At 64.9% G+C, this 25,450-nt stretch carries 21 protein-coding genes; 13 read left to right on the forward strand and 8 right to left on the reverse strand.

What is annotated here, in order from left to right; genetic code table 11:
• Window positions 1–91: 91 nt before the first annotated feature.
• Window positions 92–1,054: a LysR family transcriptional regulator gene (locus AB5Y68_RS03210; protein WP_368206915.1), complete on the reverse strand. Its 963-nt coding sequence runs from the start codon at window positions 1,052–1,054 to the stop codon at window positions 92–94.
• A 117-nt stretch (window positions 1,055–1,171) separates the two neighbouring features.
• On the opposite strand from AB5Y68_RS03210, the gene AB5Y68_RS03215 reads away from it, so the two are divergent.
• A complete protein-coding gene (locus tag AB5Y68_RS03215) occupies window positions 1,172–2,023 on the forward strand; it encodes a type 1 glutamine amidotransferase domain-containing protein (protein ID WP_039039075.1) in 852 nt (283 codons plus the stop codon).
• Window positions 2,024–2,085: 62 nt separating this feature from the next.
• On the opposite strand, the gene AB5Y68_RS03220 is transcribed toward AB5Y68_RS03215, so the two are convergent.
• On the reverse strand, window positions 2,086–2,964 hold the full coding sequence (locus AB5Y68_RS03220) for a LysR family transcriptional regulator (protein ID WP_039039168.1): 879 nt from the start codon (window positions 2,962–2,964) through the stop codon (window positions 2,086–2,088).
• A 160-nt stretch (window positions 2,965–3,124) separates the two neighbouring features.
• On the opposite strand from AB5Y68_RS03220, the gene fdhD reads away from it, so the two are divergent.
• A complete protein-coding gene (gene fdhD / locus AB5Y68_RS03225) occupies window positions 3,125–3,910 on the forward strand; it encodes a formate dehydrogenase accessory sulfurtransferase FdhD (protein WP_039039076.1) in 786 nt (261 codons plus the stop codon).
• Window positions 3,894–6,191: an FdhF/YdeP family oxidoreductase gene (locus tag AB5Y68_RS03230; protein ID WP_039039077.1), complete on the forward strand. Its 2,298-nt coding sequence runs from the start codon at window positions 3,894–3,896 to the stop codon at window positions 6,189–6,191. The genes fdhD and AB5Y68_RS03230 overlap by 17 nt, the downstream gene beginning before the upstream one ends.
• 81 nt (window positions 6,192–6,272) lie before the next feature.
• On the opposite strand, the gene AB5Y68_RS03235 is transcribed toward AB5Y68_RS03230, so the two are convergent.
• Both AB5Y68_RS03235 and AB5Y68_RS03240 read right to left on the reverse strand, forming a co-directional pair.
• Window positions 6,273–7,847: a sensor domain-containing diguanylate cyclase gene (locus tag AB5Y68_RS03235; protein WP_039039078.1), complete on the reverse strand. Its 1,575-nt coding sequence runs from the start codon at window positions 7,845–7,847 to the stop codon at window positions 6,273–6,275.
• Window positions 7,848–7,948: 101 nt separating this feature from the next.
• On the reverse strand, window positions 7,949–8,866 hold the full coding sequence (locus AB5Y68_RS03240) for a LysR family transcriptional regulator (protein ID WP_010674613.1): 918 nt from the start codon (window positions 8,864–8,866) through the stop codon (window positions 7,949–7,951).
• Window positions 8,867–9,029: 163 nt separating this feature from the next.
• Here AB5Y68_RS03240 and AB5Y68_RS03245 point away from each other — a divergent pair, with 163 nt between their 5' ends.
• A complete protein-coding gene (locus tag AB5Y68_RS03245) occupies window positions 9,030–10,463 on the forward strand; it encodes a glycoside hydrolase family 1 protein (RefSeq protein WP_039039079.1) in 1,434 nt (477 codons plus the stop codon).
• A 95-nt stretch (window positions 10,464–10,558) separates the two neighbouring features.
• On the opposite strand, the gene AB5Y68_RS03250 is transcribed toward AB5Y68_RS03245, so the two are convergent.
• A complete protein-coding gene (locus AB5Y68_RS03250; RefSeq protein ID WP_039039080.1) occupies window positions 10,559–11,317 on the reverse strand; it encodes an SDR family NAD(P)-dependent oxidoreductase in 759 nt (252 codons plus the stop codon).
• A gap of 130 nt (window positions 11,318–11,447) precedes the next feature.
• Between AB5Y68_RS03250 and AB5Y68_RS03255 the strand changes: the two genes are divergently transcribed.
• Window positions 11,448–12,383, forward strand: coding sequence for a LysR family transcriptional regulator (locus tag AB5Y68_RS03255; RefSeq protein ID WP_039039081.1), 936 nt, complete (start codon window positions 11,448–11,450; stop codon window positions 12,381–12,383).
• Here AB5Y68_RS03255 and AB5Y68_RS03260 read toward each other — a convergent pair.
• Window positions 12,363–13,373, reverse strand: coding sequence for an AraC family transcriptional regulator (locus AB5Y68_RS03260; protein ID WP_039039082.1), 1,011 nt, complete (start codon window positions 13,371–13,373; stop codon window positions 12,363–12,365). The genes AB5Y68_RS03255 and AB5Y68_RS03260 overlap by 21 nt on opposite strands.
• 231 nt (window positions 13,374–13,604) lie before the next feature.
• Here AB5Y68_RS03260 and AB5Y68_RS03265 point away from each other — a divergent pair, with 231 nt between their 5' ends.
• From AB5Y68_RS03265 to AB5Y68_RS03280, 4 genes are all read left to right on the forward strand, one after another.
• Complete coding sequence (locus AB5Y68_RS03265; RefSeq protein WP_039039083.1) at window positions 13,605–15,641, forward strand: glycoside hydrolase family 3 protein; 2,037 nt, start codon at window positions 13,605–13,607, stop codon at window positions 15,639–15,641.
• 254 nt (window positions 15,642–15,895) lie between these two features.
• The gene (locus AB5Y68_RS03270; RefSeq protein WP_368206916.1) at window positions 15,896–16,945 is read left to right on the forward strand and encodes a diguanylate cyclase; all 1,050 of its coding nucleotides are present in this window, start codon (window positions 15,896–15,898) and stop codon (window positions 16,943–16,945) included.
• A gap of 180 nt (window positions 16,946–17,125) precedes the next feature.
• On the forward strand, window positions 17,126–17,983 hold the full coding sequence (gene nfo, locus AB5Y68_RS03275) for a deoxyribonuclease IV (RefSeq protein ID WP_368206917.1): 858 nt from the start codon (window positions 17,126–17,128) through the stop codon (window positions 17,981–17,983).
• A gap of 35 nt (window positions 17,984–18,018) precedes the next feature.
• Complete coding sequence (locus AB5Y68_RS03280; protein ID WP_368206918.1) at window positions 18,019–18,996, forward strand: Gfo/Idh/MocA family protein; 978 nt, start codon at window positions 18,019–18,021, stop codon at window positions 18,994–18,996.
• 85 nt (window positions 18,997–19,081) lie between these two features.
• Here AB5Y68_RS03280 and AB5Y68_RS03285 read toward each other — a convergent pair whose 3' ends face one another.
• The gene (locus AB5Y68_RS03285; RefSeq protein ID WP_039039086.1) at window positions 19,082–19,966 is read right to left on the reverse strand and encodes a LysR substrate-binding domain-containing protein; all 885 of its coding nucleotides are present in this window, start codon (window positions 19,964–19,966) and stop codon (window positions 19,082–19,084) included.
• Window positions 19,967–20,069: 103 nt separating this feature from the next.
• On the opposite strand from AB5Y68_RS03285, the gene AB5Y68_RS03290 reads away from it, so the two are divergent.
• From AB5Y68_RS03290 to AB5Y68_RS03305, 4 genes are all read left to right on the forward strand, one after another.
• Window positions 20,070–21,050, forward strand: coding sequence for a TDT family transporter (locus tag AB5Y68_RS03290; RefSeq protein ID WP_039039171.1), 981 nt, complete (start codon window positions 20,070–20,072; stop codon window positions 21,048–21,050).
• A gap of 220 nt (window positions 21,051–21,270) precedes the next feature.
• Window positions 21,271–22,260, forward strand: a complete 990-nt coding sequence (locus tag AB5Y68_RS03295) for a lipid A biosynthesis (KDO)2-(lauroyl)-lipid IVA acyltransferase (protein WP_039039087.1) — start codon at window positions 21,271–21,273, stop codon at window positions 22,258–22,260.
• A 154-nt stretch (window positions 22,261–22,414) separates the two neighbouring features.
• Window positions 22,415–23,410 (forward strand): lipid A biosynthesis acyltransferase, encoded by a 996-nt coding sequence (locus tag AB5Y68_RS03300; RefSeq protein ID WP_029314477.1) that lies wholly within the window; start codon window positions 22,415–22,417, stop codon window positions 23,408–23,410.
• Between the two features lie 94 nt (window positions 23,411–23,504).
• Window positions 23,505–24,365, forward strand: a complete 861-nt coding sequence (locus AB5Y68_RS03305; protein WP_039039088.1) for a PA4780 family RIO1-like protein kinase — start codon at window positions 23,505–23,507, stop codon at window positions 24,363–24,365.
• A 60-nt stretch (window positions 24,366–24,425) separates the two neighbouring features.
• Here the strand turns inward: AB5Y68_RS03305 and AB5Y68_RS03310 are convergent, their stop codons facing one another.
• Window positions 24,426–25,304, reverse strand: a complete 879-nt coding sequence (locus AB5Y68_RS03310) for a pirin family protein (RefSeq protein WP_039039089.1) — start codon at window positions 25,302–25,304, stop codon at window positions 24,426–24,428.
• Window positions 25,305–25,450: the final 146 nt, after the last annotated feature.

Consider the following 25,450-nt stretch of genomic DNA (forward strand, 5'->3'; position numbering starts at 1 on the left):
TTTATTTAATTAGGCAACCATTGTGTCCAGAGTGCCACCTGCTTTTTGCCCCCGGTATCGGGGGCGCAGGCACGCAGATGAGGGGCCCTCGTCAACGAAGAGGGGGACATTCCCCTGGCACAGGCGACCCCTCTGGGTGCACCGCTAGCAGATAATCCACGAAGGCCCGGACCCGGGCCGAGAGGTGACGGTGCTGTGGATAGAGGGCGTAGAAGGGGCGGGATCGCCCCGCAAAGGGGGTCATCACCTCGATCAGCTTGCCTTGCAACAGCGCCTCGGCTGCCACGAAATGGTAGATCTGGAACAGACCGCCCCCAGCCACCGCCCAGCCCAGGCCCGCCAGCACATCGTCAAGCACCCGCTGTCTGCTCTGAACATGAAGGTCGACAGGGTCCCCCTGCTCGTTCACGAACTGCCAGGGGAAGGGGCGACCCGTGCTCGGGGTGATGAACTGGATCAGCTCGTGTTGCGACAGCATCTCCAGGGAGGTCGGCGCGGGGCGGCGGGCGACATAATCGGGGGCGCAGAAGACCCCGAGGCTGGCATCCTCCAGCTTGCGGGCGATGATCCGCCCATCGCGTGGCTCCCCCAGCCGGATGGCCAGATCGTAACCATCCTCCACGAAGTCGATGTTCCTGTTGGAGACATTGAGCTCCAGCTCGACCTCGGGATAGGCCGCCATGAAGCCCGGCAGCAGGGGCACCAGACGGTGGTGGGCATAGACGGTGCCCACGCTGATGCGCAGCACTCCTCTGGGGTGGCGCTGGCGGCCGGTGATGGCCCGCTCGGCCTCGGCGATCTGCTCGAGCGCCTGCTGGCACTGCTCCCGATAGAGCTCCCCGTCATGGGTGAGGCGAACGTTGCGGGTGGTGCGATGGAAGAGTTTGACGCCGAGCCTGGCCTCGAGACGCTGGATGGAGCGGCTCACCGAGGCGGGCGTCACCCCCAGTACCTGAGCCGTGGCGGTAAAGCTGCCAAGTTCGGCTGCCTTGCAAAAGAGCTCTATGGTGCCGAGCTGGACGGGGTCGAAGGCACGGGACATATGTTCATCCATGTAAATAATCATGTTCAATGGTGTGAGTTTATTCGTCCGTGGGTAATCAGTAAATTGCTCATCGAGGGCGGCCCGGTGGCCGCCCGATCGATCACTGCCATCAAAAGGAAGATCACGATGAAGAACACCCTCAAGGCCGTGCTGGCCTCACTGCTGCTGGCGACCTCTGCTGCGGCCAGCGCCGCCCCGAAAGGCGAGATCCTGGTGCTGCTCTCGAGCGAGACCGAACTGCCGCTGCAAGGGGGCAAGAGCCTGACCACCGGCTTCTACCAGAATGAACTGGGGGTGCCTGCCGCCGCCCTGCTGGAGGCCGGTTATACCCTGACCCCGGTGACCCCGAGAGGGAACCGGCCCGTTGTCGACACGCACTCCGTCGATCCCCAGTACTTTGGTGGCAACCCGCAGGAGATGGTACGCATCGGCGCCGTCGTGGAGGGGCTGCTTGGCGCCGGCAAGGTACTCTCCCTGAGGGAGGTGCTGGCATCCGATCCCGAGCGCTATGCCGGCCTCTTCATTCCCGGCGGCCATGCGCCCCTCATCGATCTTGCCAAGGATCCCGAGGTGGGGACCCTGCTTCGCCACTTCCATGACAACCACAAACCCACGGCCGCCATCTGCCACGGCCCCATCGCGCTGCTGGCGGCGCAGGCGGATCCGGCCGGGTTCGAGCAGTCGGTCATTGCAGGCAAGGCGGACGGCGCCAGAGAGTGGATCTACGACGGTTACAGGATGACCATCTTCTCCGACAAGGAAGAGGCGGTGTTTGAAGGCTCCCTGGGGGGTGACAAGCTGCGCTACTACCCGGCGAAGGCCATGGCCCAGGCCGGTGGCAAGATGCAGTTCGTGGCACCCTGGCAGCCTGGCGTTGTGATCGATCGCGAGCTCATCACAGGCCAGAATCCCTTCTCCGACCACGCCCTGGCGAGCGCCTTTATCGCGGCGCTGGACAAACAGCAAGGGGCAGGCTGACGCCAGGAGAGGCGCAAGCTCCCCCCTTGATCAGTGCAGGCAGCCCCCGTGGGCTGCCTTTTTCATGCCCCTGCCTTGGCGAGAAACGCCTTCATGGCGGGGGTGACGCTGTGTTTTCGGGTGATGAAGGCGATGGTGCCTGCGCTTGCATCGCTCAAGGGATGGCAGGGCAGCTTGAAGAGCTGCTGGGCGGTGGCGGCGATGCCGGCGCTGACCACGGCGCAGCCCAGGCCGTGGCTCACCCCGTTGACCAGGTGGAACAGGGAGTCGGTCTCCAGCACCACCCGCAGGCTGATCTGCTGGCGGGCGGCGGCCTCGTCCAGGTAGCGGCGAAACTGCATGGTGGTGCTTGGCAGGATCAGGGGGAGATCTTGCAGGTCCGCCAGGGTCAGCGGCCCGGTCGGGGCGCAGTGGGCAGGCAGGGGGCCCAGCAGGGCCATGGGGTTGGGGTGGCGAAGCTGGACGTCGAGGGCCCGGCGCTGATGCTCGGTGAGCAACTCGTCAAAGCCGAGCCCGATGTCGATGCGATGCAGATCCAGCTGCTCCATCAGGGTGGCATGGGTCATCACGCAGAGGTGCAGGCCCACCTTGGGGTAGGCGTCGTTGAACCCCTTGAGCAGCGGCATGATGTCGATGCTCGACTGGGGCACGACGCCGATGCGCAGCGCCCCCGACAGCCCGCCCCGAAAGAGGCTGAGCTCCTGGCGCATGGCATCCTGTTCCTGAAGCATCCGCTCGGCGTGGTGCAGCACCACTTCCCCCGCGTGGGTCAGGGCTACGAACTGGCTGTTGCGCACCACCAGTTCGGTGCCAAGTGACTTCTCCAGGGCGGTGATGCTGGCCGACAGGGTCGGCTGGGTGATGAAGCAAGCCTTGGCCGCCTTGGCGAAGTGACGGTGCTGGGCCAGCTCGTAGAAATAGTGCAACTGCTTGATGTTCATCGAAGAGGGGCGTTTGACGTGGAGGATGGCTGACAAAGTTAATCAATCGACATCCCGATGGCAATAGAAGTTATCTATTGGTGAATAGATTTGTTTCATTGGTTTTGGCGCGGCGGCTTATCTAAACTTGAGGCCCGAATACAGCTTATAAGCGTCTCGCATGATCCCTTTCAATTCACGGTTGCCCAGTCTGGATGAGCTGGTGGAGGAGGTGGCCGTGTCCGTCAACATCAACGGCATCAACCATGCCGTCATGATGGCCACCCCGGACGATCTCGACGATTTCGCCATCGGTTTTCTGTTTGGCGAGGGGATCATCGGGGGCAACCACGATGTACACGATATCCAGAGCACCCCGTCCGAGCACGGTATCGTGCTCGATGTCACCATCGCCAACCGCTGTCTGGCTGTGCTTGGTCAGCGCAAGCGCCGCCTGGCCGGTGCCAGCGGCTGTGGCATCTGCGGCGTGGAGGCCATCGAACATGCGTTGCCCGTGCTCACCCTGCTGACCCCGGGCGCCCCCTTCGACACCGCCTCTTTGCAGGATCTGCGGGAGCGCATCGTCCCCTGGCAGAGCAAGGCCCGCCAGAGCGGCGCCCTTCATGCCGCCCTGGCGCTGGATGATAGCGGCGAGATCCTGGCCTGCCGGGAGGACATAGGGCGGCACAACGCCCTGGACAAGCTCATCGGCATGCAACTGCGCCAGCCGGTGCAGGCCGATACGCTGGTCATCACCAGCCGCTGCGGCAGCGAACTCATTCACAAGGCGGTGCAATTTGGCGCCGCTCACCTCATCAGCCTTGCTTCCCCCAGCCAGCTCGCGGTGCGACTGGCCCTGAAGTACAACCTGACCCTCATTCATGTGCCCCGATCCGATGCCCCGGTCTGCTATGCCAGCCCCCGCGCCCAGGATCACGTTGGAGACTCCCATGTCCAGTCATATTGAGAAACCGGCCAAGGCCGGCGGCTTTTCCTCCCTGCAGTCCACCTTCAAGCAGGTGCTGCGCAGCCAGAAGACCCGCCAGAACATCAAGAACCTGCTGCGGGTCAACCAGACCGACGGCTTCGACTGCCCCGGCTGCGCCTGGGGTGACAACAAGCAGGGGGCCTTCCAGTTTTGCGAGAACGGCGCCAAGGCGGTGGCCTGGGAATCCACCGGCAAGACGGTGGGGGCCGATTTCTTCGCCGAGCATTCGGTGCGTCGCCTCGCCACCCAGAGCGACTACTGGCTCGAATACCAGGGGCGACTGACCGAGCCCCTGCGCTACAACCCGGCCACCGATCACTACGAGCCGGTGAGCTGGGATCAGGCGTTTGCCCTCATCGCCGACAAACTCAAGAGCCTGGCCAGCCCCGACGAGGTGGAGTTCTACACCTCGGGACGCGCCAGCAACGAAGCCTCCTACCTCTATCAGCTGTTTGGCCGCCTCTATGGCACCAACAATTTCCCCGACTGCTCCAACATGTGCCACGAGGCGAGCGGGGTGGGGCTTATCCAGTCCGTCGGGGTAGGCAAGGGCACCGTGGTGCTCGATGATTTCGACGCCGCCAAAGCCATCTTCGTCTTTGGCCAGAACCCGGGCACCAACCACCCGCGCATGATGAACGCCCTGCGCAAGGCGGCGCGCCAGGGGTGCCAGATCGTCACCTTCAACAACCTCAAAGAGGTGGCCCTCGAGCGCTTCGCAAGCCCCCAGAGCCCGGCGGAGCTACTGACCCCGGCGGCCACCACCATCAGCCACCAGTACCTCACGCCAAAACTTGGCGGTGATATGGCGGCCATTCGCGGCATGGCGAAATACATCCTGGAAGAGGAGGGGGGGCGCATCGATCTCGCCTTCATCGAGCAGCACACCGCGCACTTTGACGACTACCTGGCTCAGGTGAAGGCCACGGAGTGGACGCAGATCGAGGCGCAATCCGGCCTCGGTCGGGAGGCGATCACCCGGGCGGCGCAGATCTTCGCAAGCAGCGAGAGCGTGATCAGCTGCTGGGCCATGGGGATCACCCAGCACAAGCATTCGGTCGACACCATTCGCGAAATCGTCAACCTGCACCTGATGTGCGGCCAGATTGGCAAGCCGGGGGCCGGACTCTGTCCGGTGCGCGGTCACAGCAACGTGCAGGGCAACCGCACCATGGGGATCAACGAGAAACCCAATGCCGCCTTCCTCGATCGCCTGGAGCGCCGCTTCCCGGTGGGCTTCAAGCGCACGCCGGGGCACAACGTCTACGAGGCCCTCAAAGCCCTTCATGGCGGCAAGAGCAAGGTGCTCATCTGCCTTGGGGGCAACCTGGCAGCCGCCGCGCCGGATACCGAGTTCACCTATGAAGCGATGCGAAGGAGCGAGCTCAACGTGCAGATCAGCACCAAGCTCAACCGCAGCCACCTCATGGTGTCAAAAGATGCTCTTATCCTGCCCTGCCTGGGCCGTACCGAGCTCGATCAGCAGCGCACCGGGGTGCAGAAGATCACCGTGGAGGACACCTTCAGCATGGTGCACGCCTCCACCGGGATGAACGAGCCGGTCTCGCCACTCTGTCTCTCCGAGATAGACATCGTGGCCCGCATGGCCGAGGCAACGCTCGGCAGCGATCGGGTGGACTGGCTGGCGCTGCGGGATGACTACGGGCTGCTGCGGGATCTCATCGAGGAGACCATCGCGGGCTTTGGCGACTTCAACCGCCGCATCGAGGAGCCCTGCGGTTTCCATCTGGAGAACAGCGCCGCCCTGCTGCGCTGGAACACAGCGAGCGGGCGCGCCGAATTCAGGGCGAGCCGTTTGCCGGACTCCATCCTGCCCGAGTGCACCAGCCACGCGGAGCAGATGGTGGACCAGCCCGTGCTGCTGCTTCAGAGCCTACGTTCCCACGATCAGTACAACACCACCATCTATGGCATGGATGACCGCTATCGCGGCATCAAGGGGCGACGCAACGTGGTCTTCATGAACGAGGAGGATGCCAGGAGGCTGGGGCTCGCCGAGGAGCAGCGGGTGGACATGAGTGCGGTGTGCAACGATGGGCGCGAGCGGGTGGTGCGGGGCTTTAGCGTCATCTTCTACGAGATCCCGAAAGGCAACATCGCCGCCTACTACCCCGAGACCAACCCCCTGGTGGCCATCGAGAGCATAGGGGAGGGCTCTTTCACCCCCACCTCCAAATCGGTGCCCGTACTGGTGACCCCGAGCGCCGCCTCGGTCGAGAGCCTGGCCGTCACGCTCTGATCCCCTGACATGGATACCGTCCGACCCCTGCCATGGCAGGGGTTTTTTATGGGCGAACGGTGCCCGGTAAAGCCTGGGCCATCAGCCCAGGGCCACCACCACGCAGTTTCGGCCCTGGCTCTTGGCATCATAGAGCGCCTTGTCCGCCTCCTTGAGCACGGCGGCGATGCTGGTGGCATCCGCTCCCCAGTGGGCGACGCCGAGGGAGATGGTGATGTGGCCTGCTACCTCCATGTCGTGGCTCGCCACCCGGGTACGCAGGCGCTCGGCGATCTTCTGTGCCTGTGCAAGGGAGACCCCGGGCAGCAGCAGCAGGAACTCCTCGCCGCCGCTTCGACACAAGGCGGCATCGGAACGCAGATCCTGCTGCATCAGGGTGGCGAGGGAGACGATGACGGCATCCCCCACGTCGTGACCGAAGCGGTCGTTGATGGCCTTGAAGTGATCGATGTCCAGGGCAATCACCGTCAGGGGCTGACGCTCGGCCTCGTACTCGTCCAGCATCTGCTGCATGGCCCGGCGGTTGAACAGGCCCGTCATGGGGTCGGTGTGGCTGTCGGTGTGCAGCTTGTCGATCTTGGTGTTGAGCAGCCCCAGCCCCTTGAGGATGGCCTGCTTCAACTGGGCCGCTTCGAAATACCAGGCGCGGATCCCCGAGATGCTGGTGGCGGCCCCCTGCTGATCCATGAGCCCGGCCCGGTTGGCCAGTTGCCGCAAGGGTCTGGCGATGATGGTGGCCGAGAGCCAGATGACGAAGAGAATGAAGAGGGTGACCGGGATCATCCCCTTGAGGATCTCCAGCATCTGTTCATCCAGGCTGGCCAGGGTGGCGCTGCGGGGGCGCTGGGCCACTATCCCCCAGCCTGCGTCCGCCACCGGGGCAAAGCCTGCCAGCATCTCGCTGCCCCGGGAGTTGAGCACGCTTTGCGCGCCATCCTGCCCCTTGAGCACCGCATCCACCACCCGGTTCTTGCCAATCTTCTGGCCGAGGCGCTCCGGGTTCGGGTGGTAGATGAGGGTGCGCTGGCGGTCCACCACATAAAGATAAGAACCATCCTGGTAGTAGTGCTGCCCCAGCAGGCTGGAGAGCACGCTGGCGGACTCCAGATAGATGGTGCCGGCGACATAGCCGAGGTAGCGCTTGTCTGCCGAGAAGATGGGGTGGGAGAGGCTGATGAGGTAGTTGCCAGTGAGGGAGACCAGGGGATCCGCGATGAGGGGCTGCTGGCTTGCCAGGGTCCGGCTCGCATTGGCCGAGGTGAGCTTGACCCCTTTCACATGCAACGCCTCGGGAGAGACGGCGACGATGACGGAATCGGTGTTCACGATGGCCACCGAGTTGAAGGTGTTGGTCTGCTGGCGCAACTGGCCTGCCACCTCCTCGAGTCCATGAAGGTCGTTGCCCTGCAGCAAGGGGGCGAGCCGGGCCGCGCCATAGGCCAGCTGTCCCTGGGCCGAGCGCAGCATGGTCTCGGTGGAGGCGGCGAGCTTGGTGGCATAGACCCGGTTTGCTTCCAGGGTGCTGTCGATGAGCAGTTGCCGTTGTGCCTGATAGATGGCGTAAAAGCTGTTGCCAAAGGTTGCCAGCACGCCGATGACGGCCAGCGCAAGGATGAGGCGATGCAGATCAAACCTCAGCAGCCAGTGAGAGTGCATGAACGAAACGGATCCTTGTCGTGGCGTCGGGGCAGTGCGGCAATTTTAAGGGGGGTGTCCGCCCAATGCCATCGTTAATGTGATTCTCGAATGGTTCCCTTTCATGGGGTGTCCCAGGTGGGAGCCCCGTCCCCGGTCGTCATGAGGCCGGTGAGGGCGGGATCCGCCAGCTCCGCCACCGTCTGCCAGAAGGGGGCGACGAGGGGATTGTCGTTGCCCGGCGGGCGAATGAGCCCGATGATCCAGCTCGCGTCGGCCTCCCCGAGGGGCAGGGTCAGCACATCGGGATGCTCAATGGTGGTGGAGGAGGGGACCAGGGTCCAGGCGATGCCGGCTGCCGCGGTGGCGATGCCGGCGGCGAAGTCGTTCACGTACTGGATGTCCTGAAAGCGCAGGCCGCTCTGGGCGAGGTAATGGATGAACTGATCGTAAAAAGAGGGGGCCTTGTCCCGGCGCAGGATGGCGAGCGGCTTCTCCTGCAGATCGGCGAGCCCCGCCACTCCCTGATAGCCTGCGGGCAGCACGGCGACGAAATGGGCGCGCACCACGGGCAGCACCGGCCAGCCCTTGGGGGCGGGCAGGCGGCAGAAGCCGAGATCCAGGCGGCCCTCCGCCAGCGCCAGCAACTGGTGATGGGTGGAGAGATCGTTGAGCTCGATGGCGACCCCGGGGCGGCTGGCCCGAAAGCGGGCGATGGCGGCGGGCACCAGCAGCTTGGTGGCGACCCCGAAGCCGATGCGCAGGGTACCCGCGTGGCCCGCCAGCACGTCGCGGGCGCTGCGGGCGAGCTGTTCGCTCTGGGCCACCAGGGTGCAGGCGTCGGCGTAAAGGGCGCGCCCGAGCACCGTCAGCCGGGTGCTGCCGGCGTTGCGCTCGAACAGCTCGCCGCCAAGGTCCGCCTCCAGCCGGCGGATCTGCTTGCTCAGGGCCGACTGGGTGACGTGCTGGCGCGCCGCCGCCTGACCAAAGTGCAATACCTCCCCCAGGGTGACGAAGGCTTTCAGGTCTCTCAACTCCATGGTGCCTCGCTTGATTCCAGATAGGAATGATAGGTGGCCATATTTGTCATTGGACGGAATTCTAGAAGTGTTGGATGCTGGTGCCAACTCATTTCGGGCCCCTGTACGGGGTCGACGTATCACGGGATGGCCCCCGCCATCCGCGCAGAAGGAGCAACACCAGATGCATCATCACAAGTTCAACGACTTCCCGAACGGTTTCCTCTGGGGCGCCGCCTCCGCCGCCTATCAGGTGGAAGGGGCCTGGAACGAGGAGGGCAAGGGCCCCTCGGTATGGGACAGCTTCACCAAGCTGCCGGGCAAGACCTTTGAAGGGAGCAACGGAGACGTGGCGGTGGATCACTACCACAGGGTGGAAGAGGACGTGGCGCTGATGGCCGAGATGGGGCTCAAGGCCTATCGCTTCTCGGTGAGCTGGCCGCGCATCTACCCGACGGGGCGTGGCGAGGTGAACGAGGCGGGGCTCGCCTTCTATGACAGGCTCATCGACGCCCTGCTGGCCCACGGCATCGAGCCGGTGCTGACCCTCTATCACTGGGATCTCCCCCAGGCCCTGCAGGATGAGTACGGCGGCTGGGAAGACAGGCGGATCATCGACGACTTCGAGCGCTATTGCGTGACCCTCTATCAGCGCTTCGCCGGCAAGGTGAAGTACTGGGTGTCGCTCAACGAGCAGAACTACAACCTGACCAACGCCTACCAGCTGGGCACCCATCCTCCCGCCGTGCAGGACAGAAAGCGTTTCTTCGCCGCCAACCACATCGCGTTTCTCGCCAATGCCCGTGTCATCAAGGCGTTTCGCCAGCACGTGCCAAACGGCCTGATTGGGCCGAGCTTTGCGTACTCCCCCGCCTATCCTGCCTCCTGCGCCCCGAGCGACATGCTGGCGTTCGAGAATGCCGAGGAGTTCACCAACCTCTGGTGGCTGGATGCCTACTGCTTCGGCCGTTACCCCCAGGCGGCACTCGCCTATCTGCGGGAGACCGGCGAGGCGCCGGAGATCCTGCCGGGCGATCTCGAGCTCTTGCGCGAAGGCACCCCCGACTACATCGGGGTCAACTACTACTACACCCTGACCTTCACCGACAACCCCCTCGGCGGCCAGACGATGCAGCGCATCAACACCACGGGCAAGAAGGGCACTACGCCCTCCAGCGGCATTCCCGGCCTCTACAAGACGGCCCCCAATCCGCACCTTGAGACCAGCAACTGGGACTGGGCCATCGATCCCACCGGGATGCGCATCGCCCTGCGCCGGCTCTCCTCCCGCTACGCCTTGCCGCTGATGATCACCGAGAACGGCCTGGGGGAGTTCGACAAGCTGGAAGCCGGGGACAAGGTGAACGACGACTACCGTATCGCCTATCTGCACAGCCACCTCAAGGCGTGCCAGGAGGCGATGCAGGACGGGGTTGAGCTCCTGGGCTACTGCGCCTGGTCCTTCACCGACATCCTGAGCTGGCTCAACGGCTACCAGAAGCGCTACGGCTTTGTCTACGTGGACAGGGACGAGCAGGGAGGGTCTCTTCGTCGCATCAAGAAAGAGAGCTTCCACTGGTACAGCCAGGTCATTGCAAGCGGTGGCAAGACCCTGTAACGGGCCCAGTGCGCCGCACCTCGTCTGCCCAATGCCGGAAGGCCCCCTCGTCGGAGGGGGCCTTCCTTGTTTGTGCAGCAGGCAATCATGACCGCCTAGATAAACATGCCGCCCGAGGCTTCGATGCGCTGGGCGGTGATCCAGCGGCAGTCATCGGAGAGCAGGGCGGCGATGGCGCCACCGATGTCGTCGGGCTGACCCACCCGGCCAAGGGCGGTCTGGCTCGCGAGAAAGTCGTTGACCCCCTTGTTGTCGCGCACCACGCCGCCGCCAAAATCGGTCTCGATGGCGCCGGGGGCCAGCACGTTGACCGCGATGCCCCTGGGGCCCAGCTCCTTGGCCAGATACTGGGTGAGCACCTCGACGCCCCCCTTCATGGCGGCGTAGGCGGCATAACCCGGCATGGCGAAGCGGGTGAGGCCGGTGGAGAGGTTGAGGATGCGACCGCCGTCTGCCAGGAGGGGCAGGAGCGCCTGGGTCAGGAAGAAGGTCCCCTTGAGGTGGATGTTGAGCAGGGTGTCGAACTGCTGCTCCGTGGTCTGCTCAAAGCTGGCATGAATGCCGATCCCGGCGTTGTTGACCAGGAAGTTGAAATGGGTGCGCTGCCACTCTCGGGCGAGCAGTTGCGTCACCTCCTCTGCAAAGGCCGCGAAGGTGGCGCTCTCGCCCACGTCCAGTGCCAGGGCATGGGCCTGGACGCCGAGGGCGCGGGCCTGGGTCACCACCGCCTCCGCCTCTGCGGCCTGGCTGCGATAGGTGATGATGAGGTCGACGCCTTTGGCGGCGAGGGCCAGGGCCCCGTGCTTGCCAAGGCCGCGGCTGGCTCCGGTGATGAGGGCGATGGGTCTGGTCATGGTATGACTCCTGTCAGGGTGGCGGACACAGGCTCGATACGAGCCGACCGGATCACTGTATTGTTCCTTTTAAACTGGATAAATAGCGTGATAATAGAATCACTGTTCCGTTTATCGAGACAATCAGGCCATGGATCAACTGGATGCGATGAGAGCCTTCGTGCGGGTCGCCGAGCTGGAGAGCTTTACCCGCTGCGCCGAGCAGACGGGCATCCCCAAGGCGACCCTCTCTGCCGCCATCCGTCGGCTGGAGGAGCGCATGGGGACCCGGCTCCTGCTGCGTACCACGCGGCGGGTGCAGCTCACCACGGACGGCCAGCTCTGCTATGCCAGATGCCGGGAGCTTTTGGCGGACATGGAGGAGTTTGACGGCCTGTTTCGCCAGGGGGGGCAGATCTCGGGACAACTGCGGGTCGACATGCCAAGCCGGATGGCCCGCCACCTGGTTATCCCGGCCCTGCCGGACTTTCTGGCGCAGCATCCCGCCCTGCAACTGATGCTGAGCAGCACGGACAGGCGGGTGGATCTGGTGCGCGAGGGGTTTGACTGCGTGGTGCGGGTCGGGGGGCTTGAGCCCTCCAGCCTGGTGGCCAGGCCCCTTGGTCACTATCGCCAGATCAACTGTGCCAGCGCAGGCTACCTGGCTCGCCACGGGGTGCCCCGCACCCTTGGGGATCTGGCGGGCCACCGGCTGGTGCACTATGGTCCCGGGTTTGGTGCCGGGCAGGGGCGCAGCGAGCCCGGCTTTGAATACCTGGCGGAAGATGGCCGCCGCGCCCTGCTGCCCATGGCGGGGGCCCTCATGGTCAATGACAGCGAGACCTACCTGGCGGCGGCGCTGGCGGGGCTCGGCATCATCCAGATGCCGCGGGTGGGGGGCGAATCCCTGCTCGCGGGGGGCGAGCTGGTGAGCATCCTGCCCCAGTGGCAGGCGCCGCCGCTCCCCATCCACGCCCTCTATGCTCATCGCCGCCAACTGGCCCCCAGGGTCCAGCTCTTCATCCACTGGCTGGCGGGGTTGCTCGCCGCCCATCTCGGGGGCACCTCAGAGGCGGCTGCGCCTTGAGCGAAACTCGCGGGGGGAGAGGGCAAACGCCTCACGAAAGAAGCGGGTAAAGCTGCTCTGGCGGGCAAAACCCAGGCGCTCCCCCACTGTCTGCAGGGGGAGGGCGGGATCCTGCAACAGGCGGCAGGCCTCCTCCCGGCGCACCCGCTCCAGCAGACCCGAGAAGTGGCACCCTTCCTCCCGCAGATGGCGGTTGAGGGTCCAGCGGGTCAGCTTGAGGTGCTCGCACACCCCATCGAGCAGAGAGGAGGCCTCTGCGCTCTCTTGCCACAGCTGCTGGCGGATGAGTGTCATCACCCTGTCCCGGTAGCGGCTGCTTGGGCGAAGCTGGGCCATCTGCCGGTCGAGCTCCCCGAGCAGCAGGGGTTGCAGGGGCAGGTTGCACTGCTCGTGGGCGAGATCGAGCAAGGCGGCGGGAAAGCGTAGCTCGAAGGCCGCCCCCTGTTGCAACCGCCCTTCCAGCCAGCCTGCCAGCTCACGCCACAGCCTGGGGCGTACCGGGGTGGGCAGCACCAGCAGCCCCTGGCCCGGGTGGTAGAACTGGAGCAGGGCATAGAGGTGGCAGAGGTTGGCCAGGCTGCTCAGGGCGATGACGTCCGGGTGATCGGACTCCGAGTGGTAGATGATCCTGGCCTGCTCCTCTTCTTCTTGCAGGCGGATCTCGTCGCTCTCGCCGATAAGGGGGCGGTAGGCGAGGAAGAAGTGCAGGGCCTGGCGAAGGGTGGCGGCGTTGCAGCACAGGCTCGCCAGCGACATGAAGTCGGCAAAGAGGCCGGGGAGGGCGGGGGGCGTCCAGTCGAGGGCCAGATCCACGTGGGGGGCTGCCCCGGCCAGCAGCCGGAAGTGGCGCCCGGTGTCGAGCCGCCCCTGGGGGATCAGCAGCTCTTCGTGAGCGATGCCGCAGGGGTGCAGGAGGGCAGCAGGATCCCGCCCGCGGGCCTGCCAGTGGTTGAGGCAGTGCAGGGCAATCCGGTTGGAGACGGTCTTCACGGCAAAAATCCTTGTCAGCGGTGGCCCACCATCATCGGCCAACGGCGGCGGATTGCCGTGAGCCAGCGCCGCTTTCATGTTTCAGATTTGTAACCAAGGGTAACCCTGCAACCCTTTTCACACTTTTCAATCCTGCTCCCAACCGGCAACTTCCTGCACCCGACGGGCAAGTGAGAGGGGCCGCTTTTGCATAGAGTGGCCACTCCTACACACACAAGGAAGATAACAACAATGAAACACCACTCGCTCTCCCGAACCCGTGTCGCCCTCGCCATCGGGGCCCTGCTGCTGGCAGGGTGCAACGACAACGACTCCACCCCCAAGCCCGAGCAGCCGGTTCTGGGCCACCGCACCGTCACCCTCATCGAGCAGGACGGCCTGCAATTCAAGGATCTCGATGGCAGCGGCACTCTGACCCCCTACGAGGACTGGCGCCTCGGCGCCGCCGAGCGGGCCCGGGATCTGGTGGGCAGGCTCACCCTGGCCCAGAAGGCTGGGCTGATGATGCACGGCACCCTGGTGCTGGACGGGGCGGGGCGGGTGAACCTCGCGGCCATGGACAAGATGCTGCGCGAGGACGGGGTCAACACCTTCATCACCCGCATGGCCGGTGATCCGGCGGCCATCGCCGCGGACAACAACACCCTGCAGGCCCTGCTGGAAGGAGTGGGATTCGGCATCCCCATGACGGTGAGCACGGATCCCCGCAACCACTTCACCCATGATCCCAACGCCACCAGCATCGGTGCCGGGGCCTTCTCCCAGTGGCCCGAAACCCTGGGGCTGGCCGCCATCGGCGATGCTGCCCTGGTGCAGCGCTTTGGCGACATCGCCCGTCAGGAGTACCGGGCCGTCGGCATCCACGAGGCCCTCTCGCCCCAGGCGGATCTCGCGACCGAGCCGCGCTGGGGGCGCATCAACGGCACCTTCGGGGAAGACAACCTGCTCGCCAAGTCTCTGGTCAAGGCCTACATCGAGGGCTTCCAGCAGGGGAGCGAGGGGATAGGCAAGGAGAGCGTGGTCACCGTGGTCAAGCACTTCGCCGGGGCCGGTCCCCAGAAGGACGGGCTGGATGCCCACAACCCCTGGGGCAAGGAGCAGGTCTACCCCGGCGGCCAGTTCGCCTACCACCTGGTGCCCTTCGAGGGCGCCTTCGAGGCCAGGGTGGCCGCCGTGATGCCCTATTACGCCATGCCCCTGGGCCTGACCCAGGATGGGCAGCCCGTCGAGGAGGTGGGGTTTGGCTTCAACCGCCAGATCATCACGGATCTGTTGCGGGGTCACTTCAAGTTTGACGGCGTGGTGCTGAGCGACTGGGGCATCGTCAATGACTGTGACAGCCGCTGCGAGCAGGGATTGACCCAGGAGGAAGTCAATGCCGGGGTGAGCCCCTGGACCGTGCCCTTTGGCATGTCCTGGGGCGTGGAGAAGCTCACCAAGGCCGAGCGTTATGCCAAGGCCATCGACGCCGGGGTGGATCAGTTCGGTGGCGTGGAAGATCCGGCGCCCCTGCTGGCGGCGGTGCAGAGCGGTCTGGTGACCGAGGCGGCCATCACCACTTCGGCCGAGCGGATCCTGGCCCAGAAGTTTGCCCTCGGGCTCTTCGAGAATCCCTATGTGGATGCCGAGGCCGCGGTGGCCCTGGTGGGCAAGACCGAGTTCCAGCAAGAGGCCCAGGCCGCCCAGGCGGCGTCTCACGTGTTGCTGAAGAACGAGGGAGCCCTGCTGCCGCTGAAGGCGGACGGCAAGCGGGTCTACCTGCACAATGTCAACGCCGAGGTGGCCAGGGCCAACGGCTATACGGTGGTGACGAACCTGGCCGACGCGGAGCTTGCCATCGTGCGGGTCAACGCCCCGGGCGAGCAGGATCCCCGCTTCCCGTTTGGCAGCATCCACTTCGGTCAGCTCGGTTTTGCCAGCAATGATCAGGTGGTGCAGGAGACGGCCCACGATGGGGTCTACCGCGGCGCGGATGACTATGCGGCCATCCAGGCCATCGAGCAGGCCGGGGTGCCCATGGTGCTCTCCGTCTATCTGGACAGGCCCGCCATCCTGACCGAGGTGGCCCCGGCGGCCCGGGTGCTGCTCGCCAACTTCGGTGCCCTGGATCAGGCCCTGTTCGATGTCATGAGCGGCACCCAGAAGGCACGCGGCAAGCTCCCCTTCGAGCTGCCCTCCAGCTGGCAGGCAGTGCTGGCCCAGTCCCCGGACGTGGCCAAAGACTCACAAAGCCCGCTCTATCCCTACGGGGCCGGTCTGGCCTATTGACGGACAGGGATGTTCTGTCTCTCATCAAGGCGCCTTCGGGCGCCTTTTTCATGGGGAGGTGGTGATGGCCACGCCTGTTGGCCAGCGCTGCTGGTGGGAGAGAATGTGGTCCAGATGAGGAGCATTTCAGAACCAGCCCGGTTGTTATACTCTGGGGCACCCATGAGAGGGGCACTGGCAAATAATATCTGGACACCTGGCGGCCGGCATATCGGACAGCGTGGGTGGCAATAATAAAAATGGGCGAGGTAGCTATGCACCATCACAATAACGAAAAAATATTTGATCCAGATTTTTTGTCCAGCTTGGGGCCCGGCAAGACAATCACCATCCCGGTCACCTTTATTCAGGACCTGACCAGGGCCGCGTCCCTTCAGGATGTATTGAACGTGATGGCGAAGTGGATATTCCATCTTTTTTCTGCCGAACGGGTCAGCATCACCATCAAGGAAAATGAAGACTCCCTGACGCTCTATTCGGTGATGGGCAACAATGCCATTCCCATGGATTTTCTGGTGCCCATTCAAGGGACCATGGTGGGCCGGGTATTTTCGACCGGCATGCTGAGAATATGCGACGACCTGGCCCAGTCCGCGGATCTCGATTGCGAGATGCTCTCCCGGCACGGCATGGGCTGCTGCATGGATGCCCCCATGATTCAGGGGACGGTCAGTATCGGGACCCTGAATGTCGCCCACCACGAGAAGGGCTATTACACCGCCGACCACGCCATGGTATTGCAATGTCTGGCGAACTGGCTGGCCCTCAATATCCAGCTGCACCTTCAAATCGCCGACATGGAGCAGCAGGCCTGCACGGATTATCTGACGGAGACCGCCAATCGCCGGGCCTTCATGAATGAGGGAGAACGGCGGCTGATATTGTCCAAGCTGACGGGCACCCCTTTTATCATCGCCATTCTGGATCTGGACCATTTCAAACGTCTCAATGACCGATATGGTCATGTCGCCGGGGATCATGCATTGAAGGCGGTGGCCAGCCTCGTCAAGCGCAACATGAGGCAGGAGGATATCTTCGCCCGCATCGGGGGAGAGGAATTTGCCATGATCATGACGGGGGGTGACAGCGAGCCCCCGTTTTCCGTGCTCGACCGCCTTCGCGCCCTCATCGAGGCCCAGGTGATCGAGTACGAGGGCGAGACCATCAGGCTGACCGCGAGCATCGGGTATTCATCCTCGTCACCTGAAGACGGCGCCCTCAGCACCCTTCTCAAGCGGGCGGATGATGCCCTCTACGCCGCGAAACGGCGGGGCCGCAACCGGGTGGAATTCACTCCCGGCTAGTGCGAAGGCCCGGCGAGGGCTGGGAAGAGAGTGTCCCTGGGCGCCTTCGGGCGCCTTTTTCATTGCCCCCATCGACAATCCCGGTTTGGCGCAAGGGGTTGGCTTGGGCATAATGGCGCCCCGGCAACGGGTGCGGTGGCCAGCGCGGCTGGCACCCGGTCACAGTGCACAGGAGATGAGATGAAATTTATCGGAGCCCACGTCAGTGCGGCGGGCGGGGTGGAAAACACCATCGCCCGGGCCAAAGCCATCGGGGCCAACGCCTTCGCCCTGTTTACCAAGAATCAGCGCCAGTGGCAGGCGGCGCCCCTCTCCGAGGCCAGCATTCGCGCCTTCAAGGCCGCCTGCGAGAAGGAGGGCTTCCACCCCGAGCAGATCCTGCCCCACGACAGCTACCTCATCAACCTGGGTCATCCCGACCCCGATGCCCTCGCCAAGTCCCGGGATGCGTTTCTGGACGAGATGAAGCGCTGCGAGCAACTGGGGCTGTGCTACCTGAACTTCCACCCGGGCAGCCATCTCAAGCAGATCCCCGAGGCGGTGAGCCTCAAGCTCGTGAGCGAGTCCATCAACTGGGCGCTGGAGCGCAGTGAAGGGGTGACGGCGGTGATCGAGAATACCGCCGGCCAGGGTACCAACCTCGGCTGGTCGTTCGAGCACCTGGCCACCCTCATCGACGGGGTAGAGGACAAGAGTCGGGTCGGCGTCTGCTTTGACACCTGCCACGCCTTCGCCGCCGGTTACGATCTGCGTACCCCCGAGGGGGGCGAGGCGGTGTTTGCCGACTTCGACCGCATCGTGGGGTTCGAGTACCTCAAGGGGATGCATATCAACGGCGCCAAGTGTACCTTCGGTAGTCGGGTCGACCGTCACCACAGCCTGCGGGAGGGCAACCTCGGCGAGGCGGTGTTCCACCACATCATGAACGACGACCGTTTTGACGGCATCCCGCTTATCCTCGAGACCATCGACGAGTCCATCTGGGGCGAGGAGATAAGCTGGCTGCGCAGCCTGGCCGGGAGCCCGCGCCCGGCGTGATGCCGGGGTCCACCATTGGGTAGCAAGGAGAGACGATGCACGACGAGACAAGGGCGCCCCTGCGCTTTGGCATTGCCGGGGCGGGGGCCATCGCCCGGCGTTTTTGCCGCGATGTGAACGGGCACGCCAGGGGAGCCGAGGTGGTGGCCATCGCCGCCCGGGACCAGGGACGGGCGGACGAGTTCGCCCGGGATCTGGGGCTGCCCCACGCCTATGGCAGCTATGAGGCCCTGGCCGCCAGCCCCGAGGTGGAGGCCGTCTATGTGGCGGTCATCCACCCGGAGCACGCGGGCCTGGTGAGGCAGATGCTGCTGGCGGGCAAGCACGTATTAGTGGAGAAACCGGCGGTGACCCGGGTGGCGGATTGGGACGCCCTGGTGGCGCTCGCCCACGCCCGGGGCCTGCTGCTGCTCGAGGCCATGAAGGTAATGTGCTTCCCCGCCATGCGCGCCCTGTTGCAGCGCCTGCCCCTGCTCCCGCCGCCGCGCGAGCTGCGGGCGGCGTTCGGTTCGGCCCAGCCCAGGGTGGGCAAGCTGTTCGATCCGGCGCTGGATGGCGGCGCTGCCTGGGACGTGGGGGTCTATCCCCTCTGGTTCCATGCCGCCCTCTGCCATCGGCTGGGGCTGGGCTGCCCCGCCCCCGAGGTGACGCTGACGCGGGCTCCGGGGGAGGTGGATCTCGCCGCCAGCTTCACGTTCGATGAGCCGTTTCGGGCCGAACTCGGGGCCTCCATCATCGAGGATCTCGAGCGGGAAGCGTCCTTGTCCGGGGAGGGGTGGCGCCTGGTCATCGAGGGCAAGTGGTGGAATCCCCAGCACATTCGCTGGCAAGGGGGGCCTGCCCCCGTCATCTGGCCGGCGGACATCTATCTGCCGGTGGAGGGGGGCGGCATGCAGCACGAGGCGGATCACTTTGCCGATTGCCTGCGCCACCGGCTGCTGGACTCCCCCTGGGTGCCCCAGGCCGTGACCCGGCAGGTGCTCGGCTGGATTGAAGGGGGACTCGCCGGCTGAGGCCGGGGAAGGGCTGAGGGCCGAGGGGAGTATCGGCTGAACGACAAGGGTGCCAATGGCGCCCTTGTTGCATCCGAAGGGCTTCTCACGCCAGGGTCTGGGCGCGGCAGAAGGCCAGGAAGCGGCGCAGGGCGGCGGAGTGGAACTTCTGCTTGTGCCAGACAAGGGAGAGCTGGCGGGGGAAGCGGCGACTCGGGGTGAGGGCCACCAGGCGCCCCTGTGCCAGTCGGTCCGCCACCGCGAGGCGGGAGATGAAGGAGATACCGAGCCCCTTCTCCACCGCCAGCATCACCGCCTCCAGGGTATTGAGCTCTATCCCCGCCTGCCAGCGGGGCAGGTGGGGCTGGAGCTGCTGCTCGAACTGCTCGCGGCTGCCGGATTGCGCCTCGCGCAGCACCCAGGTTTCCCCGGCAAGCCGGCGCAGGGGCAGCTCGAGCTGATCCGCCAGGGGGTGACCGGGGGCGGCGATGATGAGCATCTCGTCCTCCAGCCAGGGTTCGCTCACCAGATCCGGGTGGTGGTTCTCCCCCTCGATGAGGGCGAGATCCAGCTCGAAGTGGGCGAGGGCATGGCACAGGAGGTGGGTGTTGGCGATGGTGACCCTGGGGGCGGCCCCCAGCTCCTGGGCCCCCTCCGCCAGCAGGGCGGGCAGCAGGTAGTTGCCGATGGTCTGGCTGGCCCCGAGGTGCAGCTGGCCGCTTGGCTCGGCATCGGGGCTGAAGAGCTGTTCTATCTCCTGCATCCGGGTCAGCAGCTCCTCGGCGGCCGGTTGCAGCAGGCGCCCCTCGCTGTTGAGCTGGAGCCTCGGGTGCACCCGGTCGAACAGGGGCGTGGCGAGCTGGCGCTCCAGCTCCTGCAGCGACTGGGAGACGGCCCCCTTGCTCAGGCAGAGTTCATTGGCGGCGCCCCCCAGGTTGCCGTGGCGGGCGATGGTGGCAAACACCTTGAGTTGTTGCAGGGTGAGCTTCATATCGTTTGATTTTCCTAAACGCTAAGTTCAATTCATTTAGATATCGTAAACGATAGACCCCCTTTATCCTATGCCCATCGTCATCATCAAGAGGGTATTCGCCATGATCGCAAGAACCCGCCGCTCCCTGGCCGCCGCCCCGACCCCCATGGCCGGTCTGGCTCTGGGGATCGCCAGCCTCGGCTGGTGCTGGGAAAATGCCGGTCAGTTCGATGGCCGTCTGCAACTGCTGGGGGCCGCCATCGCCGCCGTGCTGCTCCTCGTCCTGACCTTCAAGTTTCTGATCCACCCGCGCCTGCTGTGGCAGGATCTCGCCCATCCCGTGGTGGGCAGCGTGGTGCCTACCTACGCCATGGGGACCATGGTGGTCTCCAAGGCGGTCGGCCTGCTCGCCCCGACCCTGGGGCAGGGGCTCTGGCTGTTTGCGGTCATCATCCACCTCGTCTTCCTCGCGACCTTCGTCTGGCACAGGGCCAGAGCGTTCGAAATCCATCACATGGTGCCGAGCTGGTTTGTGCCGCCGGTGGGGATCATCGTGGCTGACGTGGCCTACCCGGGCGGTCCCTTCGCATCCCTGGCCACCGGCCTGCTCTGGTTCGGCATGGCCTGCTACGGCCTGATGCTGCCGCTGATGCTCTATCGCCTCATCTTCAGCCACGAGGTGCCGGATGCCGCCAAGCCCACCATCGCCATCCTGGCCGCCCCGGCGAGCCTGTCGCTGGCCGGCTACCTCACCGTGAGCCAGGATCCCTCCCTGCTGCTGGTGGCGGTGCTGCTCGGAATCGCCGTGCTGATGACCGGCATCATCTACCTGGCCTTCATCAAACTGCTGCGCCTGCCGTTCTCGCCGGGTTACGCCGCTTTCACCTTCCCCCTGGTGATCGGGGCCACCGCCCTGTTCAAGGTGAGTCACCTGCTGTCGCAGTGGCCACAGGCGGCCCGCTATGCCGAGCAGCTCCATCAGCTGGCCTATCTGGAGCTGGGGGTGGCCACCCTGGTGGTGGGTTACGTGGCCCTGCGTTACCTGATGTTCTTCCTGCCGGCGGTGCAGGATGACCTGCCGGGGCAGCCCGCACGCCGCTAGGCACAAGGTTTTCATCCCCCCTTGTCATCGACCCCGCCCGTGCGGGGTCTGCCGTTCGTGATGCAGTGACACAGAGGGGAATCAAATGAAGCAGATTAATTTTGTCAATCCGTGAAGTGGCTTAAATAGTTGCCCATACAGGCGACATTCAGTTGGCGTTAACTGGTAATACCTGTCACGATGCGCGCCACTTTATCTTCCCACTGTTTTGTCGTGCCCCATGTCCTCATCTGATCCCGTGTTTGACGCCCGATTCCAGCCTCGTCTGCTGCACCCCCGTTACTGGTTGAGCTGGCTCGCCCTCGGCGCCATCGGTGTGTTCGCCTTCGTGCCCCCGCGCTGGCGGGATCGCCTGGCCGATGCTCTGACGCCCCTGGTATGCGCCATCTCGAAGAAGCAGATCTACATCGCCAGGACCAACCTCGCCATCTGCTTCAAGGAGAAGAGCGAGGCCGAGCGGGAGGCCATCCTGATGACCTCCATCCGGGTCGGCCTCAAGAGCCTGCTGGGCTTTGGCGAGTTCACCTGGCGCAGCCCCGCCCACGTGATGGGGCGGATCCAGGTCCGCGGCTGGGAACATATCGAGGCGGAGCAGGCCGCTGGCCGACCGGTGATCCTGGTGGTGCCCCACAGCTGGCCCATCGACGCGGCGGGCTACTACTTCGCCCAGCGGGGCCTGCCCATGTGCACCATGATGAAGAGCGCCCGCAACCCGGTGTTCGACTGGCACATCAACGGCGCGCGGGCCCGGCACGGCTGCCGCGTCTATGAGCGCAGCGCCGGCATCAAGCCGGTGATCAAGGCGGTGAAATCCGGTCTGAGCTTCTTCTATCTGCCGGATCAGGATCACGGCCGGGAGGCGAGCCTGTTCGCCCCCTTCTTCAACCACCCCAAGGCGACGTTGCCGGCCCTGCCACGGCTGGTGAAGCTGACCGGTGCCCGGGCCCTGCCGGTGCTGGCCTGCTATGACGAGCAGGCGCACGGCTACCGGTTGGAGGTCGAGGCTCCCTACGCCGACTACCCGAGCGGGGATCTGATGGCGGATACCTGCCGCATGAACGACAGCGTGGAGCGCCAGCTCTGCCGCCACCCGGGCCAGTACATGTGGTTCCTCAAGATCTTCGACACCCGTGAGGATCAGGTGGGGCCGGATGGCCTCTACGAAGAGGGGATCCGGCGCATCCGCCGGGGCCTTGCTCCTCACCCCTGAGCCTTGCGCTCACCCGGTGCAAAAATGTGGCCCCAAGCGGGCCACTTTTTATTTCTAACTTGTCTGATCAGTGACTTGGCGCGAGGGCGCTGTGCAGGGCAGGGTAGAAAAAGCTGTCAGGATCACTAAAATGACGGTCTGTTTTGATGATTCGATGGCGACCATGTCCGCACAAGATCCGGTGTTTGATACCTCTTTTCATCCGCGCCTGCTGCACCCCCGTCTGTGGGGCAGCTGGCTGGCCGTCGCCCTGCTCTCCCTGCTGGCCTGGGTGCCGGCAAGGGCACGGGACAAGCTGGCCGACTACCTGGCCCCCCTGCTGCTGCGCGTCTCCAGGAAGCAGGCCTACATCGCCGACACCAACCTCAAGATCTGCTTCCCCCATCTCGACGAGGCGGGCCGTCAGGCCCTGCTGCTGAAATCCATCCGGGTGGGGCTCAAGACCTTCCTGGGCTTTGGCGAGCTGACCTGGCGCAGCCCCGACTTCCTCAAGGGGCGCGTCAAGGTGAGCGGCTGGGAGCACGTGGAGGCGGAGCGGGCAGCCGGTCGCCCCATGATCTTCGTGGTGCCCCACACCTGGGCGGTGGACATGATTGGCCGCTACTTCCCCCTCCAGGGGATCAAGATGTGCACCATGATGAAAAGCCCCAAGGATGCGGTGTTCGACTGGTACATTAACCGCGAGCGCAGCAAGGGCGGGCGTATCTACGAGCGCAGCGTCGGCATCAAGCCCGCCATCAAGGCCCTGCGCAGCGGCGACAGCTTCTTCTATCTGCCGGATCAGGATCACGGCCGGGAGGCGAGCCTCTTCGTGCCCTTCTTCAACCACCCCAAGGCGACCCTGCCGGCCCTGCCCAAGCTGGTGAAGCTGACAGGTGCCCGCGCCGTGCCCATTCTGGCCTGCTACGACGAGGACGAGGGGTGCTACCGGCTGGAGATCGAGGCGCCGTTCGATCCTTATCCCACCGCGGATCTGGTGGCGGACGTCAACCAGATGAACCGCATGGTAGAGCAGCAGCTTGGCCGCTTCCCCGAGCAGTACATGTGGTTTCTCAAGATCTTCGAAACCCAGGAGCACGATCAGGGCGAGGACGGTCTCTACGAGGCGGGGATCCGCCGCATCCGCCAGGGGCTGCCACCGGAACCTTGATCGACACGACCCCCTTGCGGGCCGTTTCTGACAGGGGTGGCAGGCCACCAGCAAACAGGTGCAAACAAGGTGCAAATAGGGTAAAAGGGCGGTCATGAAAATTCCAAATCGAATCCAACCTCTGGTTGATGACGGCCTGGTGGACGATGTCATCAGCCGGCTGATGAGCGGCAAAGAGGCCGACGTCTATGTGGTGCGCTGCGGCGACGAGATCCGCTGCGCCAAGGTCTACAAAGAGGCGTCAAAGCGCAGCTTCAAGCAGGCCGTGGTCTATCAGGAAGGGCGGCGAGTGCGCAGCAGCCGCGATGCCCGCGCCATGGAGAAGGGCTCCAAGTACGGTCGCAAGCAGCACGAAGAGGTGTGGCAGAACACCGAGGTGGATGCCCTGTTCAAGCTGGCGGCGGCCGGGGTGCGGGTGCCCAGGCCCTATGTCTGCCTCGATGGCGTGCTGCTGATGGAGCTCATCACCGACGCCGACGGCAACGTCGCCCCCCGTCTCAACGACGTGGCCCTGACCCGTGAGCAGGCTTTGGTGGATCATGGCAAGGTGATCCGCTACGTGGTGCGCATGCTCTGCGCTGGCCTCATTCACGGGGATCTCTCGGAGTTCAACGTGCTGGTGGACGAAGAGGGGCCCGTCATCATCGACCTGCCCCAGGTGGTGGATGCTGCCGCCAACAACCAGGCCAGGGCCATGCTGGAGCGGGATGTCGACAACATGCGCAACTACTACGGCATGTATGCCCCCGAGCTGCTCAAGACCCGGTATGCCCGGGAGATGTGGTCCTTGTTCGAGGATGGCAAGCTGGGCCCCGAGACCGAGCTCACCGGCCTGTTCGAAGAGAGCCGGGAGGCCATCGATCTGGATGGCGTGCTGCACGAGATAGAGAGTGCCCAGGAAGAGGCCATGGCCCGCCGGGCCAGGTTGCAGGCGGAGCAGGAAGAGGGGTCCTGACGGGCCTTCATTCCAATCAACAAGAGCGCCATGGGCGCTCTTTTGTTTTGGAACCCTGGCTCAGAGCCCGGTCAGGGGCGGCGCCTTGAGACGGGGCCCCTGGTAACCCGTCACCTCGCCAAAGCGCGGATGACCGCTCTCCCAGTCGGCGGCGGCGGTGCGAATGGCCTCCTTGTCGACGTTCACGAAGTTCCACCAGATCTGCAGCGGTCTGGGCAGGGGCTCGCCGCCGATGAGCAGCAGCCGGGCGCCCGGGCGCAGAGTCAGCGCCACCTCCCGGTTGCCGGGGGGCAGGTAGAGCAGCTGCTCCGGGGCCAGGACCTCCCCTGCGACGATGGTCTCCCCCGCGAGGGGAAAGAGGCCGTGCTCGAAGGCGGGATCCAGGGGGAGGGTGATCTCGCCTCCCTCGGGGGCGTGCAGATCCAGCCCCAGAATCGGGGAGAAGTGCAGGGTGGGGGCGCGCTGGCTGCCGTGCTCACCGATGAGCAGGGTGAGGGTGATCTCCCCTTGCTGCCAGCGGGGGAGCGTCGGGTAGTGATCGAAGCGTGGCGGGGTATGCTGATCCGCCTCGGGCAGGGCTATCCAGAGCTGGGCGGCGTGCAGATCGGGCTGGTTCGGGACCGACTCCTCGGTGTGGGCGATGCCCCGTCCTGCGGTCATCAGGTTCACCTGGCCCGGACGGATCACCTGCTTGCTGCCCAGGCTGTCCCGGTGGAGGATCTCCCCCTCCAGCATCCAGGTGAAGGTCTGCAGGGCGATGTGGGGGTGGGGCCCCACATCCATGCCGGGGGCGCCGGGGGCAAAGCGGGTCGGGCCGATATGATCGAGAAAACACCAGGGCCCTATGGTGCGCCGCTCCTTGACCGGGATGGCGCGAGCCACCGGGATGCCGCCCACATCGGTGAGGCGGGAGGCAATGCGTTGCCACTGTTGTGTCATGGGGTGCTCCTTGTCGAGGAAAAGGTTGGCGCACGCGGGCGCAGGTTGCAGCGTCTGCAGGGGGACGGACATGCCGTCTCGCCCGGTGCCGGTGAGTGATGCCGAGGTTACTATGCCCCAATCCGGCGCCGGATGGCAAAGACGGG

It is taken from the genome of Aeromonas sp. R6-1 (genome assembly GCF_040908165.1).
Classification (GTDB): Bacteria; Pseudomonadota; Gammaproteobacteria; order Enterobacterales; family Aeromonadaceae; genus Aeromonas; species Aeromonas caviae.